Origin of the sequence: Sutcliffiella horikoshii (assembly GCF_008180725.1) — a bacterium.
GTDB lineage: Bacteria > Bacillota > Bacilli > Bacillales > Bacillaceae_I > Sutcliffiella_A > Sutcliffiella_A horikoshii_B.
The window spans coordinates 1-22,860 of record NZ_VTEV01000011.1 but is presented as its reverse complement, the minus strand read 5'-3'; the positions used below and the strand labels follow the sequence as shown (position 1 = coordinate 22,860).

The 22,860-nt window shown below is 39.8% G+C and carries 19 protein-coding genes; 13 read left to right on the top strand and 6 right to left on the bottom strand.

The window, feature by feature from the left end; all coding sequences use genetic code 11:
• Nucleotides 1-293: 293 nt before the first annotated feature.
• The 5 genes from FZC76_RS20275 to FZC76_RS20255 form a co-directional block, all read right to left on the bottom strand.
• Complete coding sequence (locus tag FZC76_RS20275; RefSeq protein ID WP_148989972.1) at nt 294-776, bottom strand: spore coat protein; 483 nt, start codon at nt 774-776, stop codon at nt 294-296.
• A gap of 26 nt (nt 777-802) precedes the next feature.
• On the bottom strand, nt 803-1,015 hold the full coding sequence (locus tag FZC76_RS20270; RefSeq protein ID WP_010199436.1) for a hypothetical protein: 213 nt from the start codon (nt 1,013-1,015) through the stop codon (nt 803-805).
• A gap of 866 nt (nt 1,016-1,881) precedes the next feature.
• Nucleotides 1,882-2,355, bottom strand: a complete 474-nt coding sequence (locus tag FZC76_RS20265) for a GNAT family N-acetyltransferase (protein ID WP_148989971.1) — start codon at nt 2,353-2,355, stop codon at nt 1,882-1,884.
• A gap of 72 nt (nt 2,356-2,427) precedes the next feature.
• Nucleotides 2,428-3,345 (bottom strand): nuclease-related domain-containing protein, encoded by a 918-nt coding sequence (locus tag FZC76_RS20260; protein ID WP_148989970.1) that lies wholly within the window; start codon nt 3,343-3,345, stop codon nt 2,428-2,430.
• A gap of 971 nt (nt 3,346-4,316) precedes the next feature.
• Nucleotides 4,317-5,303, bottom strand: a complete 987-nt coding sequence (locus FZC76_RS20255; protein ID WP_148989969.1) for a Gfo/Idh/MocA family protein — start codon at nt 5,301-5,303, stop codon at nt 4,317-4,319.
• 389 nt (nt 5,304-5,692) lie between these two features.
• Here FZC76_RS20255 and FZC76_RS20250 point away from each other — a divergent pair, with 389 nt between their 5' ends.
• The 13 genes from FZC76_RS20250 to FZC76_RS20190 all read left to right on the top strand — a co-directional run bounded on the left by FZC76_RS20250 (nt 5,693) and on the right by FZC76_RS20190 (nt 21,879).
• Nucleotides 5,693-6,826: a M20 family metallopeptidase gene (locus FZC76_RS20250; protein ID WP_148989968.1), complete on the top strand. Its 1,134-nt coding sequence runs from the start codon at nt 5,693-5,695 to the stop codon at nt 6,824-6,826.
• 130 nt (nt 6,827-6,956) lie between these two features.
• Nucleotides 6,957-7,994, top strand: coding sequence for an N-acetyl-gamma-glutamyl-phosphate reductase (gene argC, locus FZC76_RS20245; protein WP_262372738.1), 1,038 nt, complete (start codon nt 6,957-6,959; stop codon nt 7,992-7,994).
• 14 nt (nt 7,995-8,008) lie between these two features.
• Nucleotides 8,009-9,241 carry a bifunctional ornithine acetyltransferase/N-acetylglutamate synthase gene (gene argJ, locus FZC76_RS20240; protein WP_148989966.1) on the top strand — a complete coding sequence of 411 codons (1,233 nt, stop codon included), beginning with the start codon at nt 8,009-8,011 and terminating at the stop codon, nt 9,239-9,241.
• Between the two features lie 10 nt (nt 9,242-9,251).
• Nucleotides 9,252-10,052, top strand: a complete 801-nt coding sequence (gene argB, locus FZC76_RS20235; protein WP_262372737.1) for an acetylglutamate kinase — start codon at nt 9,252-9,254, stop codon at nt 10,050-10,052.
• Nucleotides 10,053-10,077: 25 nt separating this feature from the next.
• A complete protein-coding gene (locus FZC76_RS20230) occupies nt 10,078-11,241 on the top strand; it encodes an acetylornithine transaminase (protein WP_187442171.1) in 1,164 nt (387 codons plus the stop codon).
• The gene (locus FZC76_RS20225) at nt 11,234-12,307 is read left to right on the top strand and encodes a carbamoyl phosphate synthase small subunit (RefSeq protein ID WP_148989964.1); all 1,074 of its coding nucleotides are present in this window, start codon (nt 11,234-11,236) and stop codon (nt 12,305-12,307) included. Before FZC76_RS20230 ends, FZC76_RS20225 begins: the two co-directional genes overlap by 8 nt.
• On the top strand, nt 12,297-15,521 hold the full coding sequence (gene carB, locus FZC76_RS20220; RefSeq protein WP_148989963.1) for a carbamoyl-phosphate synthase (glutamine-hydrolyzing) large subunit: 3,225 nt from the start codon (nt 12,297-12,299) through the stop codon (nt 15,519-15,521). The genes FZC76_RS20225 and carB overlap by 11 nt, the downstream gene beginning before the upstream one ends.
• On the top strand, nt 15,506-16,480 hold the full coding sequence (gene argF, locus FZC76_RS20215; protein WP_148989962.1) for an ornithine carbamoyltransferase: 975 nt from the start codon (nt 15,506-15,508) through the stop codon (nt 16,478-16,480). Before carB ends, argF begins: the two co-directional genes overlap by 16 nt.
• 66 nt (nt 16,481-16,546) lie before the next feature.
• Entirely contained in the window at nt 16,547-17,758 is a 1,212-nt protein-coding gene (locus FZC76_RS20210; protein ID WP_148989961.1) for an argininosuccinate synthase, read from the top strand.
• A 188-nt stretch (nt 17,759-17,946) separates the two neighbouring features.
• Nucleotides 17,947-19,338, top strand: coding sequence for an argininosuccinate lyase (gene argH / locus FZC76_RS20205; protein WP_148989960.1), 1,392 nt, complete (start codon nt 17,947-17,949; stop codon nt 19,336-19,338).
• Nucleotides 19,339-19,400: 62 nt separating this feature from the next.
• Nucleotides 19,401-19,925 (top strand): type 1 glutamine amidotransferase domain-containing protein, encoded by a 525-nt coding sequence (locus FZC76_RS20200; protein WP_148989959.1) that lies wholly within the window; start codon nt 19,401-19,403, stop codon nt 19,923-19,925.
• 42 nt (nt 19,926-19,967) lie between these two features.
• On the top strand, nt 19,968-20,924 hold the full coding sequence (locus FZC76_RS20195) for a Gfo/Idh/MocA family protein (RefSeq protein WP_148989958.1): 957 nt from the start codon (nt 19,968-19,970) through the stop codon (nt 20,922-20,924).
• A 103-nt stretch (nt 20,925-21,027) separates the two neighbouring features.
• Nucleotides 21,028-21,879, top strand: a complete 852-nt coding sequence (locus FZC76_RS20190; protein ID WP_262372736.1) for a CAP domain-containing protein — start codon at nt 21,028-21,030, stop codon at nt 21,877-21,879.
• A 748-nt stretch (nt 21,880-22,627) separates the two neighbouring features.
• Here FZC76_RS20190 and FZC76_RS20185 read toward each other — a convergent pair.
• Nucleotides 22,628-22,860: IS3 family transposase (locus FZC76_RS20185; protein WP_148989062.1), on the bottom strand; the 233-nt coding region annotated here is incomplete at its 5' end.

Here is a 22,860-nt window from a genome sequence, read left to right as displayed (position 1 = left end):
TTAGGTTATTTAACTACACTATCTTATGAGAGAGCAATGGATTTGCGCGCGTTTTGGAGAAAACTAGGCAAAAGACTAGATTTATTACGAAAGCAAATAAAAGAAGACCAACTTGGTGGTCTTCTTATAACGAACTATTAGTAGGTGTGGTGTAAGATGGGTATAGCAAGGAGGCTATGATATGCTTTGGCAGGAATTGTAGGTGTTTTCCGGCACTTTAGATAAGAAGGAGTGTTACATGGCAGGTGATTTTTTTGAAAATGTTGGCTGAAGCGGGCAAGTCTTCAACAAAATTATAAGATGTCTACAGCTACAACAAGTGCGATCAATAGTTGAAGAAGTAGTTGGATGTTTAGTACTAGGTCAGTATCTGTTGTAGTTACTCTTACACCACGAGAATTAGAGATATACGTTTGTTGGCGATTTACTTGTTCAGATTTAGAACTTTGAAGCAACTCTTGGATTACTTGCTCTGCTTTGTTGCTATCAGCAATGCTTACGCTGATTACTAAAGCAATAGCTGCTTGAATTGCTGCTTGCAGGGATACTGCGATTTTTGTGTCAGTCGTTGTTACTTCAATATCGCAGGAATCTTTAATAACAATTTGCTCATATGATTTTTGAATCATTTTGTTTACTTGGGCAGCTTCTTGAGCTACACCATCATTGTCAAGCGGGTGTCTACTTCCTGCTGCTAAAGCATTCCATTCACCATTATTTCCACAGCCATGATCATAACCACAGCTTCTTCCACCGAATAACCAATCTTTACTCATTATTTAAATCCCCCAATTTAAAATTTTTATTTTTTTTCTTCTTTTTGAAGTTTTTCCATTTTCCCGAAAGAATCCTGGATGTCTGCAACCAATTTCTTCAGTTGCGCTTTTTGCTCTTTGGAGAAGTTATCTCCACTTAGTTTCACATTGTGTTTCTTTAAAACATTTTGAAGCATCATGTTTGTTGTTGCTTGGGTGAGTTTTGAAATCTCTCGTTGCATATCTTTGCTATCTGCCATTCTTACACCCCCTTTTTCTTATCTACCACATACTATGTATTTACTAGAGAAGAGAGTGGACGCCTGTCCTCTAGCAAACGTCCATTTTTGATAGATTTAGTAAAATAGGCGTAAAAACTATTAAAAAAACGATAGTTTTTGATTGGCCAGTGGGGCTGGAGGGGAAGACTTTCATAGGGGAGGTCTTCATAATGAGGACCTCTCTGGCACGAAAAAGGTATAAGGAAGGTCTTCATTCGAGTAATGAGGACCTCTCTGGCAGGAAAAAGGAATAGGGGAGGGCTTCATTCGAGTAATGAGGACCTCTCTAGCAGGAAAAAGGAATAGGGGAGGTCTTCATTCGTGAAATGAGGACCTCTCTGGCAGGAAAAAGGAATAGGGGAGGTCTTCATTCGAGTAATGAGGACCTCTCTGGCAGGAAAAAGGAATAGGGGAGGTCTTCATTCGAGTAATGAGGACCTCTCTGGCAGGAAAAAGGAATAGGGGAGGTCTTCATTCGAGTAATGAGGACCTCTCTAGCAGGAAAAAGGAATAGGGGAGGTCTTCATTCGTGAAATGAGGACCTCTCTGGCACGAAAAAGGAACGAGAGAAGTCTTCATCCGTGCGATGAAGACCTCTCTAGCATGAACAGGGAACGAGGGAGGTCTTCATCCGTGCGATGAGGACCTCTCTAGCACGAAAAAGGAACGAGAAAGGTCTTCATTCGTGCAATGAAGACTTCTCTTCCCTGTCTTTCGCTTCACTGAATTCTTCATCTTTTTATAAACTGGTGTTTTAGCACTTAAAAAAAGCGAAGATGGACTACTCTCCACCCTCGCTAACTATTCTAAAAACCTATTTTATTACCACACAAACTAACCAAGACTTACTTTCCATTATTTCGATCCAGCCTGTAAACAAAAATCTCCTCGTCAAATTCTTCATCCACTAATCCTGTATTATCAAATCCATGCCGTTCATAAAAGGCTTTTGCAAATGAGTTTTCTTTTATGATACTTAATACAATTTCATCGACCTCATGATGGTTGGCAATGAATTCAATTGTTAGTAAAAGAAATGCAGTTCCAAGGCCTCTTCCTTGAAACTTTGCATCCATCATAAAACGGTCCAGCCAAATGTAGCGATCTTCCTTATTTTCTGCACCAATCATGACAAATCCAACCGGTGTTTCATTTTCAAACAACCCGTAACATTTCCAATCGTGTTTTGTGTCATAAACAGATTCTAAAAGGGAAATCTCATTTTTTTCAATAAATCGTTGTTGGTTACCTTCAACTTGCAGTGAAATTATTTGTCGCCAATTTGAAGAATTGACTGGTTGTATTTTTAGTAAATCCATATTTAAACCTCCAGCTAGCAAGTAAGCTTAACAATAAAAATGCTTCTAGGTTCATTGTGTCAGCCCACATTCTCAAAACTCATAATAACTCCACTGATGTACACCTTTAGTGTTCAAGTGTTGTTGTAGCACTCGCCTGATCACCCGTTTTGCAAGTTTCCCACTACCCCAGTCAAAAATCGCATTTGTAGTTATTTTCATCTCAGGAAACAGCATAGCAAAATGTTGAACAATTCGTAGAATACGTTTTTCCATCGTTTCTTTTTTCGAGCACACCGAACAATAACAGTAAGATCCCTTAGTAGTAAATTCTAACGAGTCACAATACGAGCAAGGGATACCTTTTTGTAGCTCATCATATTGATAAGTGGGTGGAAAATAAAATGGAGCATTAGGGTTATGAAGGGACTTAAGTTTGTCTGCAAGTAGGTAGTGGTTATTATCAAGTCTTAAAGAGATAGGACTAATGCTTTTTAGGAATTTATTAATCTGACCTGGGTATACTATTTGCTTGATGATGGGTGCTTGATATAGCGTGAATTCGGGGTTAACGAACACTACGTATGATTGAATAGTCATATTACTACCGAGCTGTTGTAAAAGTTGTCGGAACAAAGACTCACTTCTATTTAGTTGAATAAGCGGATTGGTTATTTCAGAATGTGGCGGGATGCTTGTATAAAGGCGGTCTTTTTCAAAAAAATAATCCCCTTCGAAATTTTTCACTTCAACTATGTAAATGGTCTCTGGGACAATGATCAGTGAGTCAATTTGAAAAGTGTTTTTGTTGTGAGGAAGAAGTAAGTCGTTGAGGATGAGACATTCGGCTTTAGTAACTGAAGAAGTAACGTTATCAAAGAGCAATTCTCCTTCGTACCCTTTTTGAAGGGCATAAAGGTGCTTCCTTTCATTATCGAGTAGATTTTTGCGAGAATTAAGTAATTGATAAACTTCTAACTCGCGAGGTATAGTCCGAGCTTTATATATCATGGCACACTCCTTTATTCTTTGTACTCTTACTTTACCAATACTATAGTAGAAAAGGTAGGGTTTTTTTTAAAAAATTCATATTTTATCCATTTCGTATTGTTGTGGTAATTATGAAGACCTGTCTTGCTTCGATGCCGCTCCACTCAGTTCCTCATCAGCACTGTGAGGACTTCTCTTTCATGAAAAAAGAACGAGAGAAGTCTTCATCCGTACAATGAGGACCTTTCTAGCACGAAAAAGGAACGAGAGAGGTCTTCATCCGTGCAATGAGGACCTCTCTTTCATGAAAAAGGAACAGGAGAGGTCTTCATCCGTGCAATGAGGACCTCTCTTTCAAGAAAAAGGAACAGGAGAGGTCTTCATCCGTGCAATGAGGACCTTTCTAACACAAAAAAGGAACGAGAGAAGTCTTCATCCGTACAATGAGGACGTTTCTAGCACGAAAAAGGAACGAGAGAGGTCTTCATCCGTGCAATGAGGACCTTTCTTTCAAGAAAAAGGAACAGGAGAGGTCTTCATCCGTGCAATGAATACCTTTCTAACACGAAAAAGGAACGAGAGAGTTCTTCATCCGTGCAATGAGGACCTTTCTTTCAAGAAAAAGGAACGAGAGAAGTCTTCATCCGTACAATGAGGACCTCTCTTTCAAGAAAAAGGAACAGGAGAAGTCTTCATCCGTGAGATGAGGACCTCTCTTTCAAGAAAAAGGAACAGGTGAGGTCTTCATCCGTGCAATGAGGACCTCTCTAACACTAAAAAGCAACGAGAGAAGTCTTCACCCGTGCAATGAGGACCTTTCTAACACGAAAAAGCAACGAGAGAAGTCTTCATCCATGCAATGAAGACTTCTCTAACATGAAAAAGGAACGAAAGATGTCTTCATTGTTTGACCTTAAGTTAAATGGTAAATGAAGAAACTGAATAAAAAAGAACCGCCCGTGTGCAACAGGCGATTCTTTCAAGAGTATAAGTTATCTTTTGTCTGCCGGGTAAACAAGACCTATCTGAGCACGAGCTTCTTCTATTAGCTCCATCGTTTGCAAGGAAGCACTAAGCGAATTAATAGAAGATTCCTTTTCACCAGATTTAATTAGTTGAATAAATTCTTCCGCCTCATAAAACATCGATGTACCCTTTTGAGGGACCGTAATATCTTCCTCAGAACCATCTTTAAACCTAATCAATACCTTCTCAGGTGTATGAATGGTATCTAAAATGATCGTTCCTTCTTCTCCTTGTATTTCAGAAGGAAGGTAGGAATTTGCAATTTTTGAATAGGCGACAGAAGCATCCATTCCTTCATAATGGAACAAGATGCTCCCTTGCCCATCCACTCCAGAATCCAACATATGAGCCATCGCTTGCAAAGCTTTCGGTTTCCCAAACAATGAAACCATTGGATAGACGGTGTAGATACCAATGTCCATCAAGGCACCATTAGAAAATTCAGGCTTGAATGCATTAAGCACTGTACCTTCTTTGTACTTATCATAGCGGGAGGAGTACTGACAATAACTTGCGACATAACGCCTAATTTTTCCGATTTTATGTAAGTGTTCTTTAACTGCCAAGAAGTTCGGAAGCAGGGTGCTTTTCATTGCCTCCATCAGAACCACATTATTTCTTTTTGCCGCAGCTATCATTTCAGATAATTCAGCAGTATTTGATGCTATCGGTTTTTCGCATAGCACATGTTTTCCTTGATCCATACAGGCAATTGCTTGCATTGCATGTAGTGAGTTTGGGCTGGCTATATAAACGGCATCTATTTCGTTGCTTCTTGTAAACTCTTCCAATTCAGTATATGTAGTAGTGACATTAAATTTATTCCCGAACTCCCTTGCTGTTTCTTCTTTTCGGGAATAGACAGCCGTTAAACGGAAATCTTCTAATTCTAGAGCTGCATTAATAAAGGATTCTGTTATCCAGTTGGTTCCGATTACGCCAAAACGTATCAAAATAATACCTTCTTTCTCTAATAGATGTAGACAGTATAGCAGATATGGCGAAAAAGTAGCAAAAAAAAGAAGGCCACCTAAAAAGGTGCCTTCTCTGCGTATTGAGGCGAGGGACAGCATGACCACATTCATGCCTTGCTCATAGAGCGCGTCCGTCGACTTACACAATTCAGCTCATCGCCCACTAAATATAACATAGATTAGCCACAATGTATAATAGATAGTTTATTCAGATAAAAATTCTTTTTTGAAGTAATTAGGTTTGAATTCTTCAAATAGGTAGAATAAAGGAAATATAGGACTTAATAAGTAGAAAAGGTATAATGGTGAAGGAGAATAAATATATGTATATAAAAAGTGTATGCGTCTAAATGTCAGGAGAGAGTAAGATGAAAGAGTTTTTACAAATTAAACAATCTGAAATGCTAGAGTTGTTAGAAAGACTCGTCAATATTGATAGTGGCTCTACTTCAAAGGAGGGAATTGATCAAATTGGATCTATTTTATCAAAGGAGTATAGAGCTATCGGATTTTCAGTACAAGTGTTAGAAGAAGAAAAGTATGGAAATCATCTAGTCATCCAACACCCTTTAGCAAAAGAACCGAAAATAATTATAGTGGCACATATGGATACTGTTTTCCCTAACGGCACAGTACAATGTCGACCGTTTAAGGTAGAAGGGGAGAGGGCTTATGGACCGGGTGTCATTGATATGAAAGCTAGCCAGGTTTCCATACTCTACGCAATGAAAGCATTAATTCACTCCCATTCTAAAGCTTATCAGGATGTTGTTCTTGTATTGAACAGTGATGAGGAGATTGGATCCCCGTCTTCCAAATCGCTTATCGAGAGCAAAGCGAAAGATAAAAAATATGCGCTTATAATGGAACCCGCTAGAAAAGATGGTTCCCTTGTCACGGCAAGAAGAGGAAAAGGGAAATATACGATAAATGTACGTGGAAGGGCAGCGCATTCCGGAATTGAGCCAGAAAAAGGAAGAAGTGCGATAGAAGAGCTCGCTCATAAAGTGATTCAACTACATGCACTCAATGATCATTCTAAAGGAATTAGTGTGAATGTAGGATTGATAGAGGGGGGATCCTCTGTTAATACTATATCTGACAGTGCTGTGGCGCATGTAGACATCAGGATCACAGAACGAGAGCAAGCACTGCCAATAGAACGGAAATTGGAAAAGATTTGTGCATCTACTGATGTCAAAGGCACAGAGGTGGAGCTTGTAGGGGAAATGAACCGGCTACCTATGGAGAAAACGGCACGCACAGAATCTTTGCTACATGTCATTGAAAAAGTCGGCGAACAAATTGGAGTAGAGGTTAAGGACACAGCTACAGGCGGCGGGTCGGATGCCTCCTTTACTGCTGCAATGGGGATTGCCACCGTTGATGGAATGGGTCCGGTTGGTGGGAATGCCCATAGTGAAGAGGAATACCTGGAGATCCCTTCCTTGGTAGAAAGAACGGAACTTCTAGCCAGAACTATTGCGGCCCTGGGTGAGTAAAAATTTGAAGAAAATGACCTGGAGAAATCCACGGTCATTTTTTTTGATTTTTTTTAAATATTATATTGTATTTTTATGCATACGTAGTTATAATAATTCATATTATAAACGCATGGAGAGGATGAAGGACTTGAAGGTTGGAATTATCGGAGCGAACGGATATAGTGGGGCAGAACTTATAAGAATTTTAAAGCAACATCCGGAAGTGGAAGTAAGTTTCCTAGGTTCCCACTCTACAAGTGGAACCCTTATTACTGATCAGTACCCGCATTTACAAGGGATTGCTGAAATGAGGTTAGAGGAAATGAATGTTGACGATATTTTGGGAAGTGCCGATTTGTTCTTTTTTGCTACTCCATCTGGTGTCGCTAAAAACCATGTTCATAGATTTGTAGAAGAGGAGATTCCTTGCATCGATCTCTCTGGGGATCATCGGTTAAAAGATTCTCGATTATACGACAAATGGTATAAATATTCATCGGCGCCTACTAGTGTTTTACAAAAATCTACATACGGGTTGCCTGAACTTTTCAGAGAGGATATCAAAAATTCATCTTTGATTGCAAATCCAGGCTGTTATCCTACTGCAACATTAATTGGTCTTGCGCCTCTATTAAAAAGCAACCTGGTTCATTTAAACAGCATTATCATCGATGGAAAATCAGGAGTAACAGGCGCAGGTAGAAAAGCTTCTATGGGAACTCATTATTGCGAGGTTAATGAAAATGTAAAAGCTTATAAACTAGGAAACCATCAACACATACCGGAAATGGAACAAGTCATCCAGACATATACCAACTCTATTGCCACCATTACTTTCACTCCGCATCTTGTTCCAATGTCTAGAGGGATAATGTGCACGATCTATTGTGACCTGACCCAGTCTTTGTCAACAAAAGATGCTGTAGAACTATATCGTGAGTTTTATCAACAAGAGTATTTTGTTCGAATCAGACAGGAAAACCAATGGCCTGCCACTAAAGAAGTTTACAGTTCCAACTATTGTGACCTGGGAATAGCAGTGGACGAAAGGACCAACAGAATCACAATCGTCTCTGTAATTGACAATGTAATGAAAGGTGCATCAGGCCAAGCAGTTCAAAACATGAACATCATGAACGGCTGGAACGAGCAAACAGGACTCAAGATAACTCCAGTTTATCCATAAAATGAGGTGAGAACATGAAAGTGCAAGTAATACCGAAAAAAGAAAAATGGATTGCCGTGGAACAAGGAAATATATGTACTCCCAAAGGCTTTTCAGCCGGCGGCCTGCACTGCGGAATAAAACGCAAACGAAAAGACCTGGGTTGGATTTATAGCGAAGTTCCAGCAACAGCTGCAGCAGTTTACACCACCAATCAATTTCAGGCACCCCCGCTTAAAGTATCAAAAGAAAGCATCAACACAAACGGAGCTCTTCAAGGTGTTATTGTTAACTCGGGTAATGCTAACTCTTGTACAGGAAAACTAGGTTTACAAAACGCTTATAAAATGAGAGAAATATTTGCCGAGAAAGCCTGCCTGAAAGAGAATGATGTTGCAGTTATATCCACAGGAGTCATAGGGGAACAACTGCCGATCAACAAAATCGTAGCAGGAGTGGAATCGATATCAACGCTTGTAAATGATGCGATTTCTTTTGAAGAAGCCATTCTCACTACAGACACATTTACCAAACATATATGTCTGCAATTAGAAACAGAAAATAAAGTATACACGATAGCAGGTGCTGCAAAAGGCTCTGGAATGGTTCATCCTAAAATGGCAACCATGCTCGGATTTGTCACAACAGATATCAACATTCATCATGACATATTACAAAAAGCATTAAAGGAAGTAACCGAAGAGACATTTAATATGATTACCGTGGACGGAGATACAAGTACAAATGATATGGTGCTTGTATTGGCAAACGGGATGGCTGGTAATAAACAATGGACGCAAGATGACGATGAATATGCTCTGTTTAAAGAAGGACTTCATATTGTCTGTCAATCACTCTCTCAACAAATAGCACGAGACGGAGAAGGTGCCACAAAATTAATTGAAGTGCAGGTAAACGGTGCCGAAACGGTTCACGATGCACAAGTAATTGCAAAAACAATTGTCGGCTCAAGCTTGGTGAAAACAGCGGTTTTTGGTCAAGACCCAAACTGGGGCAGAATCGTGTCAGCATTAGGTTATAGCGGGATTACAATCAATACGGAAAAAATCAAATTGAAAATTGGACCTGTCTTAATTGTTGAAGATGGTATGCCTGTTTCCTTCTGTGAAGAAGAAGCCAAATCCTATTTAAAGAATGAAAAAATTGAAATTACTGTAGATCTACATGCCGGTAACGAAATTGCTACGGCATGGGGTTGTGATTTATCCTACGATTATGTACGAATCAATGCATCTTATCGCACTTAAAGGAGGCCAGATGATGAAGATACTCGTAATAAAATGTGGGGGCAGTACTATTGAGAAACTTTCCACCTCTTTTTTTACTGAATTAGTGGGGTTAAAAAACAAGCATCAAATTCAACCAATTGTAGTTCATGGTGGTGGGCCATCTATTTCTAGTATTCTTTCCTCTTTACATGTAAAAACCACTTTCGTTAACGGTTTAAGAAAAACAACGGAATCTGTATTGGAAGTAGTGGAAATGGTCTTGTCAGGTTCGACGAACAAACACCTTGTTCGCCAAATAATGAAAGCCGGCGGCAATGCGATGGGTTTAAGTGGAGTAGATGGGAAGTTTCTAATCGCAGAACCTATTGCAAATGCAGAGGAGCTAGGGTTAGTTGGTGAGATTGTGGATGTAAATAAAGAATTATTGCTCCCAATTATGCAACAAGGAATTATTCCAATCATCTCACCGGTTGCTGTTGATACTGACGGCCAGCACTACAACATTAATGCGGATATGGCAGCGGCTGCTGTTGCAACGGCATTCCGTGCGCCGCTATGCATGATAACAGATGTTGATGGAGTGCTTGTAGGAGACTCTGTCGCGTCTAAGTTATCAGATATAGAAGTTTATGGCTTGATAGATAGTAATCAAATTACCGGTGGGATGATTCCAAAAGTGGAGGCTGCGATTCAATGCTTATCAAAAGGGGTGAGTAAGATTGGGATAATTAATGGTACTACATGTGATGCCTTAACACATTTTGCATTGAACCATACATGTGCAGGTACATCATTCTATCTTAAGGAGGTTATGGAGAAAAGTGTCTAAATCTGCTACTGATTACTCACAAATAATGAATACATACAGCAGGCTGCCTTTATCTATCCAAAACGGTAAAGGGACATATGTCTGGTCTAATAATAATGAAAAGTATCTGGATTTCACTTCTGGCATCGCAACATGCAATCTAGGTCATTGTCCACCGGAAGTAGAGAAGGCTCTAAAAAAGCAACTTTCTGCACTTTGGCATACGTCCAACCTTTATCACGTTCCAAAACAGGAAGAACTTGCTCGCCTACTTGTTGATAAATCCTGTTTTGATCAGGTTTTTTTCTGTAATAGCGGTGCAGAGGCAAATGAGGCTGCTATTAAGCTTGTAAGGGCCATTGCCAATAATAGTCATAAAAAGCAAGCTAGCATTGTAACTTTTCAGCAAAGCTTTCACGGCAGAACTTTGGCTACAGTGGCTGCAACTGGTCAAGAGAAAATCAAGTCTGGATTTGAACCGATGCTAGAAGGGTTTATCCATCTGTCTTATAACGATTATCAATCTCTTCAGACTATAAGAGAACTGAAACCAACCGCTGTTATGTTAGAACTTCTTCAAGGCGAGGGTGGCGTGGTTCCGGCAGAACCTGAATGGGTAAAGGAACTTTCTTCTATATGTAAGGAGTATGGAATACTACTTGTAATTGATGAAGTGCAAACAGGAATGGGTCGAACTGGAAGCTTGTTTTTATATGAACAGTACGATGTGGAACCAGATATCATGACACTAGCCAAAGGGCTGGGCTCTGGTTTTCCGATTGGCGCGATGCTTGCTAAAGAAGAGGTCGCTCGTGCCTTTAAACCTGGAATGCATGGAAGTACCTTTGGCGGGAACCCGTTGGCATGTACAGCAGGAATAGAAACGTTAAAAATAATAAGTGAAGAAAATTTTTTGAAAAATATTACCGAACAGAGCCAGTTCTTGCATACACAGCTTGAAAGTGTACTGGATGACTTTTCCTTTATCAAGGAAAAAAGGGGAAAGGGCATGCTAATTGGTTTGGAGATTGATGGGAACGCGATTGATATGGTCAAAATGGCATTAGAAGAAAAACTATTATTATTAAGTGCCGGTCCAAACGTAGTAAGATTGCTTCCACCTCTCACAATCTCACAAGAAGAAGTGATCTCTTTTATTCAAACTTTCATCAAGGTACTACAGCAATACAGGGAGGAAGAACATGGATAATGGATATTTAGTTTTAGAGACAGGGGAAGTTTTTCCCGGTAGTTTAATAGGAAGTAAAAGGGATGCGATAGGGGAAGTGGTCTTTAACACCAGTATGACAGGTTATCAAGAAATCATGTCAGATCCCTCCTATGCAGGCCAAATTATTGTCTTTTGTTATCCGCTCATTGGAAACTACGGCATTAACCCACAAGATTTTGAAGCCGAAAATATTTATGCCAAAGGGGTAATCATGGGAGAGGCGTGTTATTTGCCTAATCATTACTCTTCTGAGGTGGCAGCACCTGATCTATTAAGCAAATTGGGAATCAGCGGACTTAGTAATGTGGATACAAGAGAGATTGTTAAAACCATTCGAAAACGGGGATCTGTGAAAGGGTTTATTACGGACTCCATAAAAGATTTCCCAGATGTTATAGTTCCAGAAAACTGGGTGGAATTGGTGTCCACTCCAAAAATAAAAAACTATCCTGGTGCAGGTCCTCATATTGTTCTGTTGGATTATGGATATAAAAAGTCAATATTAGAAGCTTTGCTTCATGCAAACTGTCAGGTAACGGTTGTACCTTATAACACAAGCTTAGAAGAAGTAGAGGCACTTCAACCTGATGGTGTGTTACTTAGTAATGGTCCAGGAAATCCAGAAGTATTAAAGAATCACTTGCCAAAAATAAAAAAGATTGCAGAACAATTTCCAACGCTTGGAATCTGCCTTGGCCATCAATTGTTAGCTATGGCATTTGGTGCAAGAACAGAAAAGTTGCTTTTTGGACATCGGGGTGGCAATCACCCTGTAAAAGATCTTGCAACAGGGAAAGTGTATATCACGTCTCAAAATCACAGCTATAACGTAAAAGAAGATTCTATTAATCTAGAAGTCTTTTCTATTACCTATAAAAATATAAACGATGGCACAGTGGAGGGTCTTCATCTTAAAAATTTTCCTGCATTAAGTGTCCAATTTCACCCGGAAGCACATCCTGGACCGCAGGATACCAATTATATATTTGAGAAATTTTTAACACTCATCCATGAGAAAACAGGAGTAATGTCATATGCCATTTAACAAAAACATAAAAAAAGTGTTGGTAATCGGGTCAGGTCCGATCGTCATCGGTCAAGCAGCTGAATTTGACTATGCTGGAACACAAGCTTGCCTTGCCCTTAAAGAAGAGGGGGTAGAAGTGGTCCTCGTAAACAACAATCCTGCGACTATCATGACTGATGTTGATATTGCAGATCATGTTTATATGGAACCTTTAACAGTGGAAAGTCTAGAGAAAATTATTGAGAAAGAGCAGCCTGATGGGATTATTGGAACGCTCGGCGGGCAGACGGCATTAAACCTGATAGTAGAGCTTTCGGACAAAGATATCTTGAAAAAACATAATGTTACAGTCCTTGGAACATCCGTTAACTCTATTCAACAGGGAGAGGACCGAGAACTGTTTCGAAAGCTGATGTTGGAGTTGAATGAACCCATTCCTGAATCTCAAATTGTCCACTCTTTAAAAGAAGGCCTTCAATTTGTAAAAGGAATCGGTTTCCCGCTTATCATCAGACCGGCATACACCTTAGGCGGAGAAGGTGGGGGTTTTGCATATAACGATAAAGAGTTTGAGTCCATACTAAAAAAAGGATTGAGCCTGAGTCCAATAGGTCAAGTATTAGTGGAAAGAAGCATAAAAGGCTGGAAAGAAGTGGAGTACGAGGTGATGCGTGATGATAACGATACTTGCATCATCGTCTGCAACATGGAAAATTTTGATCCAGTAGGCGTTCATACAGGAGACTCTATCGTAGTGGCCCCTTCCCAAACATTAACAGATAGACAATATCAACTACTAAGAAATGCAAGTCTTAACATTATCAGAAATTTAAAGATTGTCGGAGGCTGCAATATCCAATTTGCTATCGATCCACAGTCAGACGATTACTATATTATCGAGGTGAATCCTCGGGTAAGCCGTTCATCTGCTCTTGCATCAAAAGCAACCGGTTATCCGATTGCAAGAATGGCGGCCAAGTGTGCAGTAGGTTACCACTTGGACGAAATTAAAAATCCAATTACAGGCTCTACTTTTGCTTCCTTTGAACCTGCTCTTGATTATGTGGTAGTGAAGTTACCAAGGTTCCCATTTGATAAGTTTCCAGAAGCGGATTCAACCCTAAGCACACAAATGAAGGCAACCGGTGAGGTACTTGCGATTGACCGTACCTTTGAAGGAGCATTAAATAAAGGCCTACGTTCTTTGGAAATGAAAGTAAACGGGATTACACATCCTGCAATGGAGAATATGGAAGAGGATCAATGGTTGGGATTAGTCAAGGAACCAACGCATTTAAGACTTTTTGCCATTACCCATGCTTTTAGACAAGGTGTTTCATTAGAAACTATACATGAGACGACTTTTGTAGATAAATGGTTCCTTCATAAATTACAACAAATGGTATCGCTTGAACAAGACCTTTCCAACAACAGCTTGGATACATTGTCCCTTGAGACTTTAAAAATAGCAAAAAGTCAGAATATCAGTAATGAGAGACTGTGTGCCTTATTAGGTTGCAACGATGAAGAATTGGCTTCCCTCTTGAAAAATCACCATATCTTTCCGTCCTATAAATTGGTCGATACGTGTGCAGCTGAATTTGAGGCTATAACTCCATACTACTATTCCACCTATAATGGAGGGGATGAAGTAAAAGTCAGTCAAAACAACAAAGCACTAATAATAGGTTCAGGTCCTATCCGTATTGGTCAAGGAATTGAATTTGACTATTGCTCTGTTCATGCTGTAAAAGCCCTGAAGAAAGCAGGATTTGAAACTATCGTCGTAAACAACAATCCCGAAACCGTCAGTACAGACTTTTCGGTGGCTGATAAACTTTATTTTGAACCCATAACAGTGGAAGATATTTTACCAATCATTCAAAAGGAAAAAATTGATCTGGTCTTTATTCAGTTTGGTGGACAGACTGCCATCAACCTTGCAGAAGGTTTAAAAAGTAAGGGTGTCAACATTGCAGGAACGAGCATCGAATCGATTGATAAGCTTGAGGACAGATACCACTTTTATTCTTTACTGGAATCAGTTGGTATTCCCCATATTTATGGGATGATGGTGGATCACCACGACCAATTGCAGGCTGCAGCACATGCAATCGGTTATCCTGTATTGGTGCGTCCATCTTATGTGATAGGTGGGCAATCCATGTACACACTTTTTAATGAAAAAGAATTATATCAATTCAGCGAAACACAGCGGCATAATGACTCCATATGGCCTTTGTTGGTCGATCGTTATGTTCCGGGTCTTGAATGTGAACTGGATGTAATATCAGATGGAGAAAAAATATATATCCCTGCAATCTTTGAACATATCGAAAAGGCAGGAATTCATTCAGGTGACAGCCTTGCCGTTCTTCCATCGATTTCCCTGACAGAACAAGTGAAAGAACGATTAATCGAGTACACAAGAAAAATTTGTCATGCTGCGCAAATAATCGGTATTGCCAATATTCAATTTGTCATTTCCGGTGACAATATCTATTGTTTGGAAGTAAACCCGAGGGCATCCAGAACAGTCCCTATTGTTAGTAAAGTTACGAATGTACCATTGATAGAACTTGCAATTAAAGCTCAGTTGGGTGAGAAACTCAGTCAAAGTGGCCTAAAAGAGGATCCTGATTTTTGGACGGTCAAAGCACCTGTGTTTTCCGATGCTAAACTAAAAGACGTCGATCATGTTCTAGGACCTGAAATGAAGTCTACTGGAGAAATTATCGGACTTGGCATGACTTTAGAAGAGGCGATGAGTAAAGCATTGTTTCTAGGGAAAATAAGCCCATTCTCTCTCTTTAGTGAAGAAAAGAAGGTTTTTTGCTCTATTGCAGATCGTGAAAAAACAAATGCTCTTCCACTCATTAAAGATATTGTGAACAAAGGATTTTCTATCATTGCTACAAAAGGGACGGCTGATTTCTTAAAAGAAAACAACATAAAAGTGTGTACCATATTGCAAAAAGAAATAGACATCACATTAAAAATGGAGAAATTTGCTGCTGCAATCATCATCCCTACAATTGGAAGAGAAAAGTTGCGCAATGGAGCGATGTACAGAGCATTATGCACCATGAACGGAATAAGAACTTTTACTTGTATAGAAACCGCTCAACAAGCAATTATGCTGGAAGATAACATCCATCAAAATTATCAAACGATAAAAGATTATATAAAAAATAAAAAGAGAGAGGTTGAATATTTATGCAAAGTGTACTAAAATGGGAAACGAACAAGGAGACCTATCATGTTAGTCAATCTCATTTTTTGACACTTGGATCCTTTTCACAAGAAGACATTCATTTTTTATTAGAAGATGCTATTAAACTAAAAAAATATCAAAAAGAGGGCATACCTCACCCATTCTTACAAGGAAAAGTGCTTGCCATGCTCTTTGAAAAGGCTTCTACCAGAACAAGAGTATCGTTTGAAGTTGGCATGCTGCAACTTGGTGGTCATGCGATTTTCCTGAGCTCCAATGATATTCAATTAGGTCGAGGAGAGTCACCGGCGGATACAGCAAAAGTCTTGTCCCGTTATGTAGACGGATTGATGATTCGAACCTTTGACCATCAAATATTAGAAGAATTTGCACTGCATTCTGACGTACCAATTATAAATGGTCTTACTGATTCACATCACCCAGCTCAAGTATTAGCAGACCTTTTGACTATCAAAGAGCATAAAGGGAAATTAAAAGGCTTAAAGCTTTGTTACTTGGGCGATGCAAATAATAATATGTCTCATTCTTTGATAGAAGGTGCAGTAAAAGTAGGCATGGATATTTCCATTGCTTGTCCTGCTGGGTTTGAACCGGATCCCGCCATTCTAACTACCATGCAGAAGGAGGCACTATTAACAGGATCTACTATTGAGGTCGGAGAGTGCCCTGTTGAAATGATCAAAGATGCAGATGTAGTTGTAACAGATGTCTGGACCAGCATGGGGCAAGAAGCAGAAACAGAAGAAAGACTTAAGAAATTTGCGCCATATCAAGTAAACAAAGAGCTTTGCAAATATGCTAAGGCCGATTTCATCTTTTTGCACTGCCTCCCAGCACACCGTGGGGAAGAGGTAATTGCTGAAATAATTGATGGATCCCATTCTGTTGTATTTGATGAAGCTGAAAACCGACTTCATGCACAAAAAGCCATTCTGAAGGCTTTGTTAGGAAACTAAATTTTTTTACACTAAAATGCATAAAAATGCAACAAAGTAGATTTTTATACCATAGGAGGAGTTCATATGAAGAAAGAAAAAGTGGTATTGGCTTATTCAGGAGGGCTTGATACTTCCGTTTCCGTAAAATGGTTACAAGAGAAATATGGTTATGATGTCATTGCATTAGGTCTTGATGTCGGCGAGGGAAAGGACTTGGAATCAATCAGACAAAAGGCTCTCGATGTTGGTGCAATCAAAGCTATTATGGTTGATGCAAAAGAGATGCTTGCCAAAGATTATATTGTCCCTGCATTAAAATCAAATGCGATGTATGAAGGTAAATACCCGCTATCATCCGCGTTGTCTCGTCCCCTTATATCAAAGCTGCTTGTACAAGTCGCAGAGGAAGAGGGAGCGGTAGCAGTGGCACACGGTTGTACTGGGAAAGGGAATGATCAAGTCCGTTTTGAAGTTTCTATTCAAGCGCTAAACCCAAATCTGAAGGTCATTGCGCCCGTCCGTGAGTGGGGGATGACCAGAGATGAGGAAATTGAATATGCAGTAAAACATAATATTCCAATTCCGGTTAATTTGGATAACCCATTTTCTATAGATGCCAATATATGGGGCAGAGCATGTGAAGCAGGAGTGCTGGAGAACCCTTGGAATGAAGCACCAGAAGCTGCATTTGATTGGACTAATCCGATTGAACTGACGCCAGATCAACCGGAATACGTTGAAATAAGTTTTGATAAGGGCATACCGGTAGCGTTAAACGAAAAGCAAATGGGCCTTGTTGACCTTATTGAAGAACTGAATTTTCTTGGAGGAAAGCATGGGGTCGGAAGAATCGATCATATCGAAAATCGCTTGGTAGGAATCAAATCAAGAGAAGTATATGAAAACCCGGCAGCCCTTATACTTATCCAAGCCCATAAAGAACTCGAGTTCTTGACCCTTCCAAGAGAAGTTAGTCAGTTTAAATCTACCATTGATGAGCAAATGGCCAAGGTCATCTATGAAGGACTGTGGTATTCTCCATTAGTGAACGCACTCGGGGCATTTATTGAGGAGACGCAGAAAAATGTAACAGGTAAAATTCGCGTGAAGCTCCAAAAAGGCAATCATATAGTAGTTGGACGCCAATCGCGATACAGCCTTTACAATGAAGAGCTTGCAACCTATTCCAAGGGAGATATGTTTGACCATAACGCAGCAGTGGGCTTCATCAAACTCTGGGGCCTCCCTACAAAAGTATACGCCGAAATTCACAACAAACAAAAAGTGACACTGTAAAAGTTATGTATGTGTAACTTGTACTACGTTGATTGAAGTGGAAGGCGCGCAGACTCCTACGGGTGGAAGGGACAGGGGAGACCCCTGAAGCGTTGTGAGGAGGTTTCCGGACCGCCTGCAGGCAAACCAAGCCCTGGAACGGAAATCAACAGTTAATGTAGAAACTTACAGTAAGAGGAGGCAACAACATGACAAAGCTCTGGGGTGGGAGATTTACAAAAGAAACAAACAAATTAGTAGAAGAATTTACAGCATCCATTGAATTCGATAAAGAACTCGCACTAGAAGATATCCAAGGAAGCATGGCACACGTCCAAATGCTAAGTAACTGCGGCATCATTCCAAAAGAAGATGCAAAAACAATTCAACATGGACTCCAAGTGATCCAAAACAAAATAAATGCTGGTGAAGTCGAATTCTCCGTTGCACATGAAGATATTCATATGAACATTGAAAAGCTATTAATAGATGAAATTGGGCCGGTAGGAGGAAAACTTCACACTGGAAGAAGCCGGAACGACCAAGTGGCAACAGATATGCACTTATACCTAAAAAAACAAACGGAAAAAATCATATCATTACTAACGGATGTACAAAATTCCATCTTAATGAAGTCTAAGGAAAATGTGCATAACATTTTACCGGGCTACACGCATTTGCAACGTGCTCAACCTGTGTCATTTGCCCACCATCTGATGGCATATTTCTGGATGTTTGAGCGTGACAAGGAGCGTCTACAAGACAGCCTTAAGCGAATTAACTGGTCACCGCTTGGAGCAGGTGCATTGGCGGGCACTACCTTCCCGATAGATCGAGCACAGACTGCCTCGTTATTGAGATTTGATAAAATATATCCTAACAGCATGGATGCCGTCAGTGACCGTGATTTTATCGTCGAGTTTTTATCTCATGCATCCCTTATCATGACACACATCTCACGCTTATCAGAAGAAATGGTCATTTGGTCAAGTCAGGAATTTCAATTCATTGAACTAGACGACTCTTTCTGCACAGGTTCAAGTATTATGCCTCAAAAGAAAAACCCAGATGTACCGGAATTGCTTCGAGCCAAAACTGGCAGAGTTTATGGAAATCTCGTTGGACTTTTGACCGTACTAAAAGGTTTACCATTGGCTTATAACAAGGACATGCAGGAAGACAAGGAGGGGATGTTCGATACTGTCAAAACATTGGTTGGTTCTTTGAAACTTCTGGCACCAATGATCCAAACGATGACCGTAAACGAAAGTAAGATGTATGAAGCAGTATCACAAGACTTTTCAAATGCAACCGATATTGCCGATTATTTAGTAACAAAAGGTTTGCCATTTAGACAGGCTCACGAAATAATCGGTAAAATTGTACTTTATGCCATCAATCAGGATAAATACCTTTTAGGCCTAACACTAGATGAGTATAAGAAATTTTCCCCTTTATTTTCGGGGGATATTTTCGAGTTGCTTCAGCCAAAACACGTGGTTGGCGCAAGAAAAAGTGAAGGTGGGACATCCTTTGAACAAGTAGAAAGTCAGCTAGCATTAGCAGAGAAGTTAATATATGATTCACTACCTTCTTCATAATTTGCAAAACGCGATACCCTCGTTCACAATGGAGTTATATTACTGTGAAGGAGGGTGTTTTTATGAAATTACATAACAAAAAAATAATTCAATTGGTCAGTGACGATTTTGAGGATTTGGAGCTTTGGTATCCCGTTCTGCGTTTGCGTGAAGAGGGTGCAGAAGTGGTCATAGCGGGGGAAAAGGCTGGAACGACCTATATTGGAAAATATGGCGTACCAATTGAATCTGATATATCTTTTCACGATGCAAATCCTACAGATTATGATGCCATTTTGGTTCCTGGGGGATGGTCGCCAGATAAACTCCGCAGATATGAGGATATTCTAACGTTTATTCGAACGATGGATGAGCAAAAGAAACCAATCGGACAAATTTGTCATGCGGGGTGGGTACTAATTTCTGCAAAGATACTTGAAGGTAAAAAAGTAACCAGTACACCTGGAATTAAGGATGATATGATTAACGCCGGAGCAGAGTGGGTTGACGAAGCCGTAATTGTTGACGATAATATCATATCCAGCAGAAGACCACCAGACCTTCCAGACTACATGAGAGAATTCATCCAAGTGTTAGCAGACAAATAGATAGAAATTAACCGGTAAAGATATAACTTAGGGGGAGAAACATTGAAAAAAATATATAAAGTTGGAATAGTTGGGTTAGGGGTAGTCGGTCAGCGTCTCATTTCATCATTCCAAAATAACGACAATATTCAAATAGCAGCTGTGTGCGACAATAATGAAAATTTGGCAAAAGAAACAGCCATTAAATGTGGTAATATATCTTACTTTTCTGACTACAAAGAACTTATTCAATTGAAAGAGATTGATTTTGTTTATGTCGCGGTTCCACCAGCAGTGCATTATGACGTTGTAATGTTCGCTTTTCAACACAACAAACATGTTCTCTGTGAAAAGCCACTTGCCAATTCTGAGGAAGAAGCTGAAGCTATGGTACACGCTGCAGAAGAATCAGGGTTAGTACATGCTATGCATTTTCCTCTCGTCTATGAAAAAGCATTTGCCACGATAGAAGATCATATCCGCAAAGGCTCTTTTGGAAAAATAAAGCGCATTACATTAAAAATGCACTTTGATCAGTGGCCAAGACCTTGGCAACAAACAAATTGGATAGGTTCCAGAAAACAAGGAGGATTCATAAGAGAAATCTCCCCACATTACCTTCAAATGATTCTCCATTTTTTTGGTTCTGTTAAAGAAGTTAAAAGCTATGTCGATTACCCTTCCAATCCCGAATTAAGTGAGCAAGCTGTCATCGGCATGCTTGAACTTGAAAGTGGAGTGCGTGTTCTAATCGATGGACTAGCCGGGCAAGCGGAAAATGAAGAAATAGCCTTTATCATACATGGGGAAAAGCAAAGCCTTACTTTACTTAATTGGAGAGAGGTGAAATTGGCAAATAAAGGAGAAATATGGAAAGACATAAAAGACTCTGAGTTACTTAGTTCAAAGGGGAGCTTGGTCGAACATTTTGTAAGCAGGTTAAATAATGAACAAGCTTTTCTTGTCGGATTTAAAGAAGGTTTACAGGTTCAACGTGTGTTAGAGCAACTAATACGATAACACGGTTTCCAAATTTATCTCTTTTTTATCATTATTACCAATAATACTTTCAGGTGAAATTGCAAAACTAAAAAAGTATTAATGATGAAAAGGAGATGTACAAATGACGAAACTTTTGAAAGTAACAGTAATTACTGCTTTTGCATTATCATTAGTTGTCGGTTGTAACAACAATGCAACCAACAATAATGATAATATGGATAACAACAACACGGCTTTTCTTGATAATGATAACGACAATGGAATTACACATGTTAGAAATGATGCTCGTGGGAAGGGTCAAAGTGCAGATGTCCAAGAAATCAACAATGGATACTTAACAATTGATCAAAACTCTTTCAGTACATCCATTCCAAGTGAAAAGTTCCCGCATTTTGAGAAATTCAAGCAACAAGGACCTTTTGCTATTTACAAATTCCAGCAGGAAATACCTCAGGGACAACAAGGTCAGCCTGCACCACCGGCTCAGCCAGAACAAAGACAAGCTCCACAAGGTGGTCAAGCAGCACCACCTGAGAATCAACCTGCTGAAGAACCAGCAGAAGATCAACAACAAGCTGAAGAGTCAACAGAAGGAATTTCAGAAACAGAAATGAAAGTAATTGAATTAACAAATGCTGAGCGTCGTAAAAATGGATTATCAGACCTAAAGGCGGATGCTGCATTAAGTAACGTTGCTCGTGATAAGTCTAAAGACATGCAAGCCAATAATTACTTTTCTCATACAAGTCCAACTCACGGTTCACCATTCGATATGATGAGAGACTACGGTATTTCCTATAATACTGCCGGAGAAAATATTGCAATGGGCCAACGCTCTCCTGAAGAAGTAGTTCAAGCATGGATGAATAGTGAAGGTCACCGTAAAAACATTCTAACTCCAGATTTCACACACATCGGAGTAGGTTATGTAGAAGAAGGCAACTATTGGACACAAATGTTTATCGGTAAATAAGTAACATAATGAAAAGCAAATCTAGTCAGATGATTAGATTTGCTTTTTATTATTGGTTTATTTTGAGTTAAGTTAATTCTTGATCTGATTTACGGGATGTGAGTAGAGAGGTTTTCATGGGTGGGATGATGTGAAGACCTCAGTGACGAGAAAAAAGGAGTAAAGAGGTCCTCATAGAGGTGATGAAGACCTCGGTGACGAGAAAAAAGGAGTAAAGAGGTCCTCATAGAGGTGATGAAGACCTCCGTGACGTGGAAAAAAGAGTAGAGAGGTCCTCATAGAGATGATGAAGACCTCGGTGACGAGGAAAAAGGAGTAGAGAGGTCCTCATAGAGCTGATGAAGACCTCGGTGACGAGGGAATAGTAGTAAAGAGGTCCTCATAGAGATGATGAAGACCTCGGTGACGAGGAAAAAGGAGTAGAGAGGTCCTCATAGGGGAGATGAAGACCTCCGTGACGAGGAAAAAAGAGTAGAGAGGTCCTCATAGAGTTGATAAAGACCTCCGTGACGAGGAAAAAGGAGTAGAGAGGTCCTCATAGGGGWGATGAAGACCTCCGTGACGAGGAAAAAAGAGTAGAGAGGTCCTCATAGAGTTGATAAAGACCTGGGTGACGTGGAAAAAAGAGTAGAGAGGTCCACATAGGGGTGATGAAGACCTCCGTGACGAGGAAAAAGGAGTAGAGAGGTCCTCATAGAGGTGATGAACTGCCCCCCGTCAAGTAGACACTCGAAATAATAAAACAAGACTAAGCTGTCTTAGCCCTGTATTCTAAAGGGCTAAGGCCGTTTAATCGTTTTTGATAACGGTCATGATTATAAAAATGAATGTACTCATCAATCGCCTCTTTAAGGTCCTCAAACGTTTCATATTTCTCTAAATAATACTTCTCGCATTTCAATGTCCCCCAAAAAGACTCTATTGGTCCATTATCAATACATCGTCCCACTCGGGACATACTATGAGTCATCTTTGCTTTAT

Coding starts and splice junctions, on each gene's coding strand:
- FZC76_RS20225 (WP_148989964.1), top strand. CDS start 11,234: ATGGATAATGGATATTTAGTTTTAGAGACAGGGGAAGTTTTTCCCGGT.
- FZC76_RS20190 (WP_262372736.1), top strand. CDS start 21,028: ATGACGAAACTTTTGAAAGTAACAGTAATTACTGCTTTTGCATTATCA.
- FZC76_RS20275 (WP_148989972.1), bottom strand. CDS start 776: ATGAGTAAAGATTGGTTATTCGGTGGAAGAAGCTGTGGTTATGATCAT.
- FZC76_RS20265 (WP_148989971.1), bottom strand. CDS start 2,355: ATGGATTTACTAAAAATACAACCAGTCAATTCTTCAAATTGGCGACAA.
- argJ (WP_148989966.1), top strand. CDS start 8,009: ATGAAAGTGCAAGTAATACCGAAAAAAGAAAAATGGATTGCCGTGGAA.
- argF (WP_148989962.1), top strand. CDS start 15,506: ATGCAAAGTGTACTAAAATGGGAAACGAACAAGGAGACCTATCATGTT.
- FZC76_RS20270 (WP_010199436.1), bottom strand. CDS start 1,015: ATGGCAGATAGCAAAGATATGCAACGAGAGATTTCAAAACTCACCCAA.
- carB (WP_148989963.1), top strand. CDS start 12,297: ATGCCATTTAACAAAAACATAAAAAAAGTGTTGGTAATCGGGTCAGGT.
- argH (WP_148989960.1), top strand. CDS start 17,947: ATGACAAAGCTCTGGGGTGGGAGATTTACAAAAGAAACAAACAAATTA.
- FZC76_RS20230 (WP_187442171.1), top strand. CDS start 10,078: ATGAATACATACAGCAGGCTGCCTTTATCTATCCAAAACGGTAAAGGG.
- FZC76_RS20250 (WP_148989968.1), top strand. CDS start 5,693: ATGAAAGAGTTTTTACAAATTAAACAATCTGAAATGCTAGAGTTGTTA.
- FZC76_RS20260 (WP_148989970.1), bottom strand. CDS start 3,345: ATGATATATAAAGCTCGGACTATACCTCGCGAGTTAGAAGTTTATCAA.
- FZC76_RS20210 (WP_148989961.1), top strand. CDS start 16,547: ATGAAGAAAGAAAAAGTGGTATTGGCTTATTCAGGAGGGCTTGATACT.
- FZC76_RS20200 (WP_148989959.1), top strand. CDS start 19,401: ATGAAATTACATAACAAAAAAATAATTCAATTGGTCAGTGACGATTTT.
- argB (WP_262372737.1), top strand. CDS start 9,252: ATGATGAAGATACTCGTAATAAAATGTGGGGGCAGTACTATTGAGAAA.